Genomic DNA, 13,047 nt, shown 5'->3' on the forward strand with positions numbered 1-13,047 from the left:
GCCTGGTCCGTGGCTGGGTCTGCTGCCTGGTCCGTGGCTGGGTCTGCTGCCTGGTCCGTGGCTGGGTCTGCTGCCTGGTCCGTGGCCGGGTCTGCTGCCTGGTCCGTGGCCGGGTCTGCTGCCTGGTCCGTGGCTGGGTCTGCTGCCTGGTCCGTGGCTGGGTCTGCTGCCTGGTCCGTGGCCGGGTCCGACGTCGGACTCGTGGTCGGCTCCGGCGAAGGCCCCGCCTTGAGGGTGTAGGTGTTGGTCATCGTCACCTCGGCCGTCTGGTCCTTGGCGATCTCAACGGTCTGCGGGTCCGAGGCTGTCAGCGTGTATCCCGCCCGGGCGGCAGAGTCGGTCATCTCAGTGATGGTGCAGGTCGAGCCCGCCTTGACCTCCTCGGACGTCTCCGAGGTCGCCCCGCCCTTCACCATCAGCAGGCCTGTGGTGTTGTCGGTGCAGTTGTAGGTGAACAGGAAGGTCGACTTGCTGAAGTCACCATCGCCGGCCAGAGCCTTGGTGATCGTGAAGTCTCCGTGATCCACGGGCACGGAGTTGGCGGAGTTGCTCAGCGTCACAGCCGTGGACTTCTGGTCCTCAACGGTCAGAGTGTTAGTGCTCTGGCCCCCGACCATGAAGGTCGGAGCACCCCAGACGACGCCATCGGGAGTGACCGAGGCCTTCGTCGTGTCTTCATCAAAAGTCAGGACCGTTCCGGTCGGGAAGGTGCCGTTGAACACGGTCTTCGCGCCGACGGTGACGGACATCTCCGCGTCCCCTCCGGTGCCCTCCTGGTTGACGGTCCCCGGAGCAGTCCACTCCGGGTAGGCATCCGTCTTGGCACCGCCGGGCAACTCGTAGTGGACGCCGACCTTGAAGGTGGTGCCGTCCGGCACCTTGCCGGTCTCAGCTCCGGTGAGGAGCTTGGTGACGTCGAAACCACCGAATCCGGGCTTCATCTCAACATTAATGGTAAAGGACTTCGTGTAATGCAACGAGTAGGAGGCCTGCAGACCGCTTCCCAGCGCGGTGGCGTTGTTCCTGTACTGCACACCAGCCTGAATTTTGCCATTGGCGGTGTTGGGGGTCGACTCGTAGTAGATGATGTAGTTGCTACGCGGCGCGAAGGGGCCGGTCACCTTAATGGTGGCGACGTCGCCGTTAATGGAGACGTCGAGGTCGAAGTCGCCCTCGCTGGTGTTCTGGTCGACTCCGGTACCATCCGTGAGCTGGAAGTAGTTGGTCTCCTTCCCCTCAACGGTACCGGTACCCAGCCTCCACCTGTCCTTGTTGGAGACGTAGGTCTGCCCGGGACCGAGCTCGTCGGTGAAGGTGATGGTCGACCGGGTCTTGCCATCCACGGCCAGCGACTGACCGTTCTCTTCGAGAGCCTTCTTGATCTGGGCGGGACCGAAGATCAGCTGCCAGGTCAACTTCTCGGTGTCAGCGGTGAGGTCGTTGGCCCACTTGGAGACCGTCTCCGGCTTATAGGGGCTGTCGACGTACTCGGTGATCTTGCCGCCGGGAATGGACACCGGGGTTTTCTTGCCGTTGGCATCGACTGTCAACTTGGGCGAGTCGGTTGCCTTAGCGGCCACCATCAGCGCCGAGCCAGTACCCCGCAGTCCACTGAAACCCTGGGCGGTAATGGCGTCGAGGGTGTCATTGAAGGTGCAGGTGATCTTGTGCTCGGATACTACGCACTCACCCACCTTGTGGTTAGAGCCCTGGTGGGTGACCGTCATTGGTTCCGTGAGGTTCTCCCTGCTGCGGATCTGCTCGGGCAGTCCGATCTCGAAGGAGTCCCCGCTCTTGGCGCCAACACTGCTGGCATCCCAGGCGAACTTCAGCTTAAGGATGTCACCACCCTGGATCGAGGTCTTGTTCGGATCCTCCTTGCCGTTGGGATCCGAGGCCACAAGTTCCAAGTCGGAGACGGTGATCTTCGAGTTGATGGCGGCTCGGGCCTGCGTCGGCAGGACCGTCAGCATCGTGGCGACGAGCACCACGAGCAGGAGAAGAGCACCTGCCGCACGCGCAGACGCGCCGAGCACTCTGGGAGTAGGGGTATCAGACACGGCAAACCTTTCGGGAGAAGGCTGACACTCAATTGATGACTCGCTGAATTTAGATTCAATATTTACTGATTTCAATGGCACAAATCTCACGTACAGGTCACGAAAAGGCGGCCATTGCGCCACGAAATGATGACGGAGTCATCGCGAACCATGAAGGTAGACGGGACGGGAGCATCAGCGGCGAGTGCGCCGATAACGCCCCGCTGACCCCGGAGCAGATGAGGACAACCGGACACAGGCCTCATTCCCCGCGATTCCAGCCTCCGCCAGGAGCCACTCCATCCAGGCATCACAGCGGAAACAGGTACGACATTCAGGTATCAGCCATGTAGTTGACTGAGATAATAGTTCCATGAGCCCCACGGTTCGGGTGGATGCGATCTCCACCCTTGTCAGCAACCTCGTTGATCAGCTCGCACAGCGGCTGGAGGCCGACGCCGCACCCGAACGCCTCGTCGTCGGGCTCGTCGGAGCGCCCGGATCAGGGAAATCAACCATCGCCTCAGAACTGAGGACCCGCCTCAAGGAGGCGGACCTCTTCGCCGGACTTGTCACCATGGACGGATTCCATCTTTCCGACGCCGTCCTGAACGAGTGGGACCGTCATGACCGTAAAGGCGCGCCAGACACCTTCGACATCGACGGCTATCTGGCAATCCTCGACCGGGTGCGTACCGATGGCACCAAACAGGTCCTCGTGCCGGTCTACCGGCGCGATCTGCACGAGCCCGTGGCGGCCGGAGGCGTCGTGTCAGGACCGGGCATCGTCATCACCGAGGGCAACTATTTGGCCCTTGAGACACGGGGCTGGGGTGCGGTACGTGAGCGGATCGATCTACTCATCCACATCGATATTCCTGAGGAGGTGCTCATGACCCGCCTCATCAGCCGGCATGAGAAATTCGGCAAGAACCCGCTCGACGCCGGTCACTGGGTACGTACGGTGGACCTGCCCAACGCGCGACTCATCGCCACGAGCGTCCACCGCTGTGACGAAGTGTGGCGTGAACCCGAGGACGAACACGATTCCGACGACGAGCTCGACTAGCTCCTGTCGCGCACGTCCCGGGGAGGCCGATTCTTGCCAGTCGCCGACGGCGTGTTCGTGCCTTGGGGCGCGCGTTCGAGAGGTAGAGGGTACGAACGCCCACCCCAAGGCACGAACACGTGGACGCTTCATCCTTCTTTCGCAACGGGCACTGGCACCTGCCTGGGTTCCCTACCGGAGAGGATCCGCATGCCACCGTGCGCGAGCTGCGTCGTCGCACAATACCTAGACACTGTCCCCCGCAGGCGGCTGCAGGGGGATGCTCGGCCGTGTGACTCATGCCGCTATTGCCAGCAATGCCGCAATTGCTGGCAATAGCGGCGTTGCTGGCATATAGTTGATGTGCCGCCGCGTTACGGCGCGGAGTGGAAGTAAGCACCGGTGCACCCGTGTCGTCATGTGGGCCCGGCGTTCGCGCTATCTACGGGGATCGATCTCCTCCACCCGCACACGGTCAGCGATCATGCTCCAGTTATCGCCAGCATCTGAGCCAGCCCGATGATCGCCCAGCGTTCCGATCACCTGATCAGGAACGCCAACGCGACGAACACTCTCATCCCCGTAGGCAACCCGGCCCACTCACATTCCTCTCCACAACCATTCGAATTTCCGAACGCTCCCGGCTCACAGCATGCAGGAGACGCAGCCCTCGACCTCGGTACCGGTCAGGGCGGCCTGGCGCAGGCGGATGTAGTAGAGGGTCTTGATGCCCTTGCGCCAGGCGTAGATCTGGGCGCGGTTGACGTCGCGGGTGGTGGCCGTGTCCGGGAAAAACAGCGTGAGACTCAGCCCCTGGTCCACGTGCTGGGTGGCCACGGCATAGGTGTCGATGATCTTCTCCGGGCCGATCTCGTAGGCGTCCCGGTAGTACTCGAGGTTGTCGTTCGTCATGAAGGGCGCCGGGTAATAGACACGGCCGATCTTGCCCTCCTTGCGGATCTCCACCTTGGCCACGATCGGGTGGATCGAGGAGGTGGAATTGTTGATGTAGGAGATCGAGCCGGTGGGCGGCACGGCCTGCAGGTTGCGGTTGTACAGGCCGCCCTCCTTGACCTTGGCGGCCAGCTCAGCCCAATCCTCACGGGTGGGCACACGCGCGCTGGAGGCCGCGAAGATCTCCTTGACCCGCTCGGTGACCGGCACGAAGTCCTGGGTCACGTACTTCTCGAAGAACTCGCCGCTGGCGTAGGCCGAGTCCTCGAAGCCCACGAAGCTCTCCTCACGCTCCACGGCCATCTCGTTCGACGCCGTCAGGGCGGCGAACAGGACGCTGGCGAAGTAGACGTTGGTGAAGTCCAGGCCCTCCTCGGAGCCGTAGTGGATGCGCTCGCGCGCCAGGAAGCCGTGGAGGTTCATCTGTCCCAGGCCGATGGCGTGCGACTCGTGGTTGCCGCGGTCGATGGAGGGCACGCTGGGCAGGTGGGTCTGGTCGCTGACGGCGGTCAGGCCGCGCACGGCGGTGCGGATCGTTCGGGCGAAGTCCGGGGAGTCCATCGTCTTGGCGATGTTAAGGCTGCCCAGGTTGCATGAGATGTCCTTGCCCACGTGGGCGAAGGTGAGGTCCTCGTTGAGCTCGCTGGGCTCGGAGACCTGGAGGATCTCGGAGCACAGGTTGGACATGACGACCTTGCCCTTGATGGGGTTTGCCTTGTTGACCGTGTCCTCGAACATGACGTACGGGTAGCCGGACTCGAACTGGATCTCTGCCAGGGTCTGGAAGAAGGTGCGGGCGTTGATCTTCTTCTTCTTGATGCGCCCGTCGTCCACCATCTCGCGGTACTTCTCGGTGACGTTGATGTCCGCGAACGGCATGCCGTAGACGCGCTCGACGTCGTAGGGGCTGAAGAGGTACATGTCCTCGTTGTTGCGGGCCAGCTCGAAGGTGATGTCCGGGATGACGACACCCAGTGAGAGGGTCTTGATGCGGATCTTCTCATCGGCGTTCTCACGCTTAGTGTCCAGGAACCGCATGATATCGGGGTGGTGGGCGTGCAGGTACACAGCCCCTGCCCCCTGACGAGCACCGAGCTGGTTGGCGTAGGAGAAGGAGTCCTCCAGCAGCTTCATGACGGGGATGACGCCGCTGGACTGGTTCTCGATGCGCTTAATGGGGGCGCCCATCTCCCGCAGATTGCTCAGCAGGAGGGCCACTCCCCCACCGCGCTTGGACAGCTGGAGGGCGGAGTTGATGCCGCGGGCGATCGACTCCATGTTGTCCTCGATACGCACGAGGAAGCAGGAGACGGGCTCGCCGCGCTGGGCCTTGCCCTCGTTGAGGAAGGTGGGGGTGGCTGGCTGGAAGCGGCCGGACATCATCTCATCGACGAGGTCGAGGGCCAGCTGCTCATCACCGTCGGCCAGGGTGAGGGCCACCATGGTGACGCGGTCCTCGAAGCGCTCCAGGTATCGCTTCCCGTCGAAGGTCTTGAGCGTGTAGGACGTGTAGTACTTGAAGGCACCCAGGAAGGTCTCGAAACGGAACTTGTGGGCGTAGGCGGCCTTGAAGGCGGTCTTGACGAACTCCGGGGAGTACTTGTCCAGGATGTGGCCCTCGTAGTAGCCCTCCTCGACCAGGTACTCGAGCTTCTCCTCCAGGTCGTGGAAGAAGACCGTGTTCTGGTTGACGTGCTGAAGGAAGTACTGCCGAGCCGCCTCATGGTCGGCGTCGAACTGGATCTTGCCGTCCGCGTCATAGAGGTTCAGCTTCGCGTTGAGCGCGTGGTAGTCCAGATCCGGGGAGGACACGGTCTCTGAGCCGGTGTCCGTCAGCGTGTCTGCCAAAAGTCTTCCAATCCTTCTTTGACGCGTGCGACGTCCGTGGGGGTGCCGAGCAGCTCGTAGCGGTACAGGAACGGCACCCCCAGCTTGCTGGCGATGATGTCACCCGCCAGGCAGTAGGCCTGGCCGAAGTTGGTGTTGCCCGAGGCGATGACGCCCCGGCACAGGGCCCGGTTGTCCGGGTTGTTGAGGAAGGCGATGACCTGCTTGGGCACCGCCCCCTTGACGGAGCCGCCGCCGTAGGTGGGCACAACCAGAACGTACTCCTCGCCCACGGTCAGCGGCGGGTCCGCGCGCCGCAGGGGGATGCGCACCGCCGGGAAACCGAGCTTGCCCACGAATCGATGCGTGTTCTCCGAGGTGGAGGAGAAGTAGACCAGCAGAGGCCCGCTACTCACGGCGCGCCCCGCGACCTCAGACCGCGACGGACTCGACGGCCAGAGCGAGAGTTTTGATCTTGTCCGGACGGAAACCGGACCAGTGGTCCTCTCCGGCAACGACGACGGGAGCCTGGGCGTACCCCAGGGATTTGACCTGCTCGAGAGCCTGAGCGTCCAGGGAGATATCCACCGTCTCGTAGGACAGGCCGGCCTTGTCCATGGCGCGGTAGGTGGCCGTGCACTGGACGCAGTTGGGCTTGCTGTAGATGGTGATCGCCATGTCCGTCTCTTCCTCAGGGTCGGGTGGCGGTGACTGCGGCCCGTCCCTGGGCAGGGACTGCGCCGGCGGCACCACACGCTTGTCATTCGCGGGAGGCCAGAACGGCCCCGCGGAGCAAGACACTACCCCTTGGGGTAAGCCGGGTCCACCACCCCAAGATGCTGTGTCTGACGTGGCCCTGTGCACACCACCCCTCCCTTCTGTGGAAAACACTCACCGAGCTGGGGACGACCAGTGGAGAGGGCTGACAGCCACCCTGATGGCGACACTGCACCCCGACTCCACGAGCCGCAGAACGATGGTCCTACACGGGTGCGACATCTATTCAGCCCTCTTAACCACAGGAGTCGACGGTCGACACCGGAGCTCTGCCCCCAGACCTGGGGACAGAGAAGGAAAAATCCCCTCCGAGTGCTCCACGCACGGCGTGTCGCCACTCCCAGCAAACACTCAGCAAACGATTGCTGGAGTCATGAATAACCGAGGACACCCCCTCTGAGCACCCAACCAACCACTGACGCCCGAGGGACTTCAGAGAAGCACGGAGGGATAGCCGGAAGTATTCAGTCTCACATCCAACAAGAAGGGGAAGCTGTAGCATTTTTTGTAACGGTCGATTTATGGTTGTTATTACGAAATCGTAACAATACAGTTCCCAATCCACCACTCCCCAAGGACTTCCACATGCAGCAGACGTTGCAAGAACTACCACTCACGCTGGCCTACATCGCCGCTGACCTGGCGGCCATCACCCTCCTGGTCGGAGCGCTCTACATCCCGCGCCACGGACGTCGTGACCTCGTAGCCGCCTACATCGGCGTCAACGTGGGCGTCCTGGCCGTCACCCTCCTGTTGTCATCGAGTAACGACGTCGGCGCCGGACTGGGCCTGGGGCTCTTCGGCGTCCTGTCCATCATCCGCCTGCGTTCCTCCTCCCTGGCCCAGGGAGAGGTGGCCTACTTCTTCGCGGCCCTGGCCCTCGGCCTGCTCGGCGGGATCCAGAGCCACTTCATCATCGTCATCATCCTTATGGTCCTCATCATCGGCTCCCTATGGGTCGGAGACCATCCCGCACTCATGCGCCACAACCGCAACCAGACCGTCACAATCGATCGGGCGATCAGCAACGAGAGTGAGCTCACCCGCGAGCTCGAGGACCTACTCGGTGCCAAGGTGCGCAGCATCGACCTCAAGAGTCTGGACCTGGTCAACGACACCACCATCGTCGAGGTGCACTACAGGCTGCATCGTCAATCGCGGGAGGCGACACCGGTGCCCCAGCAGCAGGTGGCCTCTCAGCAGGCTCCGCAGCCATCACAGGGGATCGCGCGCCAGGCCCCTCCGTCGCCCCAAGAGGCTCCACTCCAGCCTGCCGCTCAGGTGCTGGAGTCTGGGCAGCACGCCTGGCCCGGGACCGCCTCACATGACAGTGCCGCATCAGCTGCCACCGCTCCGCCCCGATACGCCTGGGTCACCGGCGGCCAGCAACAGGCCCAGCCGAGCACCCCGCCACCCCCCACGGTGCACCCCCGCTACAACTGAGCCACCCACCACAACTGCACAACCGTTTCACCACAACCGACCCGCGGCACCGACCGACCGCCACCGCAACTCCCGAACCCGGAAAGGACAGTACCGTGCCGAACACCGAAGGAATCGACACGATCACCCTCGCCGAGCTCAACTCCGAGGCGAGCCTCCTGACCCGCATGGACCGCAAGTACCTGGTCCCACCCCGAGACACCCAGAAGGTCATCGACTACCTCGCCCCGCGAGCGCAGGTCCTCCAGATCGACGGTCTGCGGCACTTCCGCTACGCCTCGACCTACTTCGACACCCCCGGGCTGGACGCCTACTTCCTGGCGGCCCGTAAGCGCCGTCGACGTTACAAGATCCGTACCCGCACCTACCTGGACTCCGGCCTGTGCTTCCTGGAGGTCAAGACCAACGGCTCGCGCGAGGCCACCGTCAAGGACCGATTCAAATACGACCCCGACGACGCCGACCGCATCACGTCCGACGGCCGTCTGTTCGTCATCGAGCGCCTGGTCGAGTCCTCCACCTGCTCGCCGGATGAGGCACGCGCCATCGCCGATGCCCTCGTCCCGGTCATGGACTCCACCTACAGCCGCACCACCCTGCACCTGCCTCATGACGAGGCCCGCGCCACCTTCGATACCGAGCTGACCTGGGACCTGTTCGACCCCGACGGGCGCCGCCTCAAGACAGGCGTGTCAGTGAGCCACCTCAACGTCGTCGAGACGAAGAACCCGGCCACGGCCTCCCCAACGGACCGGCTCCTGTGGAACCAGGGTCACCGGTCGGCCCGCATCTCGAAGTACGCCACCGGCATGGCGCTGCTGTACGCGAACCTTCCCACCAACCGTTGGCACCGCACCATCAAACGGGAACTGGGGCGCTACCGGCGTCAGGCACCGCTGCGCCAGATGGCGGCCTGAACGTCAGTCTGTATTCACCCACGGTCTCACTCCCTACACCAGCGCCCCCGGACATTACGGGCCCCGCCCGACCCGGGGGCGCTGTTCGCCGCTCCACACCGACGGCGGAACAAGTCATGCCTCACCCATGCCGCTTTCACAGCCGGCTCATGGGATGCGCTCCTTGACTGTTACTCACCGGACGGAGCCCCGCGGCTGCGGCGCGACCAGAGCACACGCTCGACCTTCAAGAGCCCATCCCGGCTGGCCCCGGCACCGGTCCGATTGACCCGACAGGAGCCTCCCGATGAGCCTGACCACTCTGACCTACATCGCCGCCGACCTGATCGCCCTCACCGTCCTGGTCGGGGCGCTCTACGCCCCCCGCCATTCGCGCAAGGACCTCATGGCCGCTTACATCGGCGTCAACGTGGGCGTCCTGGCCGTCACTCTGCTGCTGTCGACGGCGAGTGTCGCGGCCGGCCTGGGGCTGGGACTCTTCGGCGTCCTGTCCATCATCCGCCTGCGCTCGACCGAGCTGGCCCAGCACGAGGTGGCCTACTTCTTCGCAGCCCTGGCCCTCGGCCTGCTCGGCGGGATCCAGACCGCGCCGATCGGTATGGTGGCGGCCCTCATGGGGACCGTCGTCGCGGCCCTGTGGATCGGCGACCATCCCGCACTCATGCGCCGCAATCGCCACCAGGTGATCGTCCTCGACCACGCCATCACCAACGAGACCGCTCTCATCGCGCACCTGGAGCACACCCTGGGCGGGCAGGTCCGCTCGGTGGAGGTCCAGCGCCTCGACCTGGTCAACGACACCACCACCGTCGATGTCCGCTTCCGAGTGCCTCGTGACACCTCCGCCGAGCTGGAGGCCGAGGTCTCCGGGGTCTCAGAAATCTCTCGGGGCTCCGACGACGACGCCCCCGCCCTGGAGCCGGCCGGTGCGCCCGCCGCCCCAACCGTTCAAGCCTGGACCGGCACGCACCTGAGCACCGTACAGACCAGTACCGACACCGGCCAGGCCGACACCCAGCCCGTCACCATCACCCCTGCGGCCCAGTACGTCGCCCGCTCCGCATCACAGTCCACGACTCAGTCAGTCGGCCAGCCGGTGTCGGCCCGCCGGGCCCAGACGGTCGCCCAGCCGGCCATGGCCGGGCGCTGACGCCGGTCCACAGTGACTAGCAGAGTCGAAGGGACCGCGACGATGACCACCACGACCTCTATGGTGACGTCCACCACGAACCCGGGTGCTGCGGCGTCGGTGCCCCAAACACCTCAGGCAGCCCCCGCCACCCTAAGCACGAAGCACCTGGCCTCGACCACCCTCGCCGACCTCAACAGCGCCGCCGGCCTGCTCACCCGCGTGGACCGCAAGTACCTTGTGCCCCTGGAGAGCGCCCAAGACCTCGTCGACGGGCTCGCGCCTCACGCCCAGGTGCTGACCATCGATGAGCGGCGCTGCTTCTCCTACACCTCAACCTACTTCGACACCCCGGGGCTGGAGGCCTTCATGCTCACGGCCCGCAAGCGGCGTCGGCGCTTCAAGGTCCGCACCCGCACCTACCTGGACACCGGCCTGTGCTTCCTGGAGGTCAAGACCCGCGGAGCACGGGGTACCACCGTCAAGCGGCGCATGGGCTACCACCCCGACGACGCCTCCCGCCTCACCGGCCCCGGCCGTGCCTTCGTGGCCGCCTGCCTGGTGAGCACGGGGGCCACTGGTCCGGCCGCGGCCCGGGAGGTCGCCGCAGCGCTGCGTCCTGTGCTGGCCACCACCTATGAGCGCACCACCCTGCACCTGCCTGACGCCGAGGCCCGGGCCACCATCGACACGGCCCTGACCTGGCGGCGCCTGACACCGGGGGCCCGCACGAGGACCCCCGCCGTGACCGTCGGAGCCCCTCAGGCCCTGCGCCCGGGCCACCTGGCCGCGGCCATCAACGACGGTGAGCCGGTGGCGGTGGCGGATGTCGCCGTCGTTGAGACGAAGAACCCGGCCACGCCCTCACCTGCGGACCGCGCCCTGTGGGACGCCGGCCACCGGCCCACCCGCATCTCGAAGTACGCCACCGGCATGGTGCTGCTCCACCCCGAGCTTCCCGCCAATCGCTGGTACCGGACTCTGACCCACGAGCTCGCCGACCTGTTCGGCACCGACCGCTCCAGCCTGGAGAGCATCGGCGCCACCCGCGCCACCGCGAGCGCCGCCTGAGTGCTGCACCCAGACCACCCACGATCCGACACCAAACCCGAGAAGAAGAGGCCCAGAAACCATGAAGACCACCAAGACGATGACAACCAAGCCCCTGAACCGACTCCGCCGTCGCGCGACCGGAGCCGTCGCACTCCTGGCCGCGATCGCCCTGGCGACCGGCTGCTCGACCTCCTCGGCCTCCGGAAACGCCAGCGCCTCGAGCTCGAGTGAGTCGGACACGACGTGGACGACGATCTCCTCATCTGTCGCCACGGCGTCCACCGGCGCGAGCGTCTCCGACATCCTGGGGGCCAATGCCTCAGTGGAGGACGCCTCGAGCTCTGCGGACGACGCCGGAACCACGGACACGTCGTCGGCCACCACGATCACGCTGTCGGGATCGTCGGCTTCGGCCAGTGGGTCGGCATCGAGCAACGTGAAGGTCGACGGGGGCACCGTCACCATCAGCGGCGGCGGCACCTACGTCCTCAGCGGCGAGCTCAGCAACGGGCGGATCGTCGTCAACGCCCCCAAGGACGATGTGCGCCTGGTCCTCAACGGCGCGAGCATCACGAGCTCGGACGGCCCGGCCATCGACATCCAGGACGCCGGAAACGCGATCGTGGTCCTGGCCAAGGACTCCAAGAACACGCTGACCGACGGAGCGAGCTACGCCTCGGGTCAGGAGGCCACCGCGGCCCTGTTCTCCTCCGACACGCTCACCATCACCGGGACCGGCCAATTGGACGTGACCGGCTCCTACAAGGACGGCATCTCCTCCAAGAACGGCCTCATCATCACCGGGAACGCCACCATCACCGTCAAGGCCGCCGACGACGGCCTGCGAGGCAAGGACTACCTGGTAGTCGAGTCCGGGACGCTGACGGTGGAGGCCGGCGGTGACGGACTGAAGTCCAGTGAGGGCAATGATGAGACGAAGGGCTTCATCTCCCTGGGAAAGGCGAGCATCACCCTGACCTCCTCCGACGACGCGATCTCCGCGATCACGGACGTCACCGTGAAGGACACGGCCCTGACGATCACGGCCGGCGGTGGTCAGGCCAACGCCACTGTTGAGGAACAGGCTCCGCCCGGGCAGGAGTCGACGGCGGACTCCACGACGCCCTCGCCCAAGGGCATCAACGCCGGGGTGAGCTACACACAGGACTCCGGAACGGTCACCATCAATGCGGCCGATGAGGGGCTGCAGGCACCGTTCGTCAACGTTGTCGGCGGAGAGCTCTCCATCGCGGCCGGCGACGACGGCATCAACGCCTCCAACGGCGACCACGTCATCGAGGGCCACGAGAACGCGGACTCCGAGTCCGACGACGGATCGGTGCTCACGATCAGCGGCGGCGAGGTGGAGGTCTCCTACGCCTCCTCCGACGGCATCGACTCCAATGGCTCGGCCTACGTCAAAGGCGGGATCGTGGTGGTCTCGGGGCAGGCCGGCGAGATGGACGGGGCCGTGGACGCCAACGGCGAGACCCAGCTGGTGGGGGTGACGGGATCCCCCTCGGTGACCGCGGGAGACACGCTCACCGTCACGGATGCTTCCGGCTCACAGGTGGCTTCCGTCAAGGTCGACTTCACGGCCGCAGCGATCACGGTGCTGGGGCTCACTGAGGGACAGCAGTACACGGTGGCAACGTCGTCGGGCGGCTCGGCCACGGGGACGGCCTCGGCACTGTCGGCCGGGATGGGTGGTCCCATGGGTGGTGGCCCCGGCGGCCAGGGCGGTCAGCCCGGCGGCGGCCAGCCACCCAACGGTGGTCAGCAGCCCGGCAACCAGAGCAACCAGAACGGCCAGTCGAACAGCCAGTCCAGCACAGCCCAGAGCAGCTGACCCGAACTGGA

The 13,047-nt window shown here is 65.1% G+C and carries 10 protein-coding genes; 6 read left to right on the forward strand and 4 right to left on the reverse strand.

Annotated features, from left to right (window positions below):
- On the reverse strand, positions 1 to 2,060 hold a 2,060-nt coding region (locus RWR81_RS02150), incomplete at its 3' end, for a DUF5979 domain-containing protein (protein ID WP_314453730.1).
- Positions 2,061 to 2,412: 352 nt separating this feature from the next.
- Here RWR81_RS02150 and RWR81_RS02155 point away from each other — a divergent pair.
- Positions 2,413 to 3,108 (forward strand): AAA family ATPase, encoded by a 696-nt coding sequence (locus RWR81_RS02155; protein WP_314453733.1) that lies wholly within the window; start codon positions 2,413 to 2,415, stop codon positions 3,106 to 3,108.
- A gap of 624 nt (positions 3,109 to 3,732) precedes the next feature.
- On the opposite strand, the gene nrdE is transcribed toward RWR81_RS02155, so the two are convergent.
- From nrdE to nrdH, 3 genes are read right to left on the reverse strand one after another with little or no spacing between them, the layout of a single operon-like run.
- Entirely contained in the window at positions 3,733 to 5,889 is a 2,157-nt protein-coding gene (gene nrdE / locus RWR81_RS02160) for a class 1b ribonucleoside-diphosphate reductase subunit alpha (protein WP_314453736.1), read from the reverse strand.
- Entirely contained in the window at positions 5,874 to 6,284 is a 411-nt protein-coding gene (nrdI, locus tag RWR81_RS02165; protein ID WP_314453738.1) for a class Ib ribonucleoside-diphosphate reductase assembly flavoprotein NrdI, read from the reverse strand. The genes nrdE and nrdI overlap by 16 nt, the downstream gene beginning before the upstream one ends.
- A 16-nt stretch (positions 6,285 to 6,300) precedes the next feature.
- Positions 6,301 to 6,546, reverse strand: a complete 246-nt coding sequence (nrdH, locus tag RWR81_RS02170) for a glutaredoxin-like protein NrdH (RefSeq protein ID WP_003788409.1) — start codon at positions 6,544 to 6,546, stop codon at positions 6,301 to 6,303.
- Between the two features lie 684 nt (positions 6,547 to 7,230).
- Here nrdH and RWR81_RS02175 point away from each other — a divergent pair.
- The 5 genes from RWR81_RS02175 to RWR81_RS02195 all read left to right on the forward strand — a co-directional run bounded on the left by RWR81_RS02175 (position 7,231) and on the right by RWR81_RS02195 (position 13,036).
- Positions 7,231 to 8,088 (forward strand): DUF4956 domain-containing protein, encoded by an 858-nt coding sequence (locus RWR81_RS02175; RefSeq protein WP_314453742.1) that lies wholly within the window; start codon positions 7,231 to 7,233, stop codon positions 8,086 to 8,088.
- A 95-nt stretch (positions 8,089 to 8,183) separates the two neighbouring features.
- Entirely contained in the window at positions 8,184 to 9,005 is an 822-nt protein-coding gene (locus RWR81_RS02180) for a polyphosphate polymerase domain-containing protein (protein ID WP_314453745.1), read from the forward strand.
- A gap of 286 nt (positions 9,006 to 9,291) precedes the next feature.
- Positions 9,292 to 10,155, forward strand: coding sequence for a DUF4956 domain-containing protein (locus RWR81_RS02185; RefSeq protein WP_314453748.1), 864 nt, complete (start codon positions 9,292 to 9,294; stop codon positions 10,153 to 10,155).
- 42 nt (positions 10,156 to 10,197) lie between these two features.
- Positions 10,198 to 11,205: a polyphosphate polymerase domain-containing protein gene (locus RWR81_RS02190; RefSeq protein WP_314453751.1), complete on the forward strand. Its 1,008-nt coding sequence runs from the start codon at positions 10,198 to 10,200 to the stop codon at positions 11,203 to 11,205.
- A 61-nt stretch (positions 11,206 to 11,266) separates the two neighbouring features.
- Positions 11,267 to 13,036 (forward strand): carbohydrate-binding domain-containing protein, encoded by a 1,770-nt coding sequence (locus RWR81_RS02195; RefSeq protein WP_314453754.1) that lies wholly within the window; start codon positions 11,267 to 11,269, stop codon positions 13,034 to 13,036.
- The last annotated feature ends 11 nt before the right edge of the window (positions 13,037 to 13,047 follow it).

Origin of the sequence: uncultured Actinomyces sp. (assembly GCF_963526355.1) — a bacterium.
Taxonomy (GTDB): domain Bacteria; phylum Actinomycetota; class Actinomycetes; order Actinomycetales; family Actinomycetaceae; genus Actinomyces.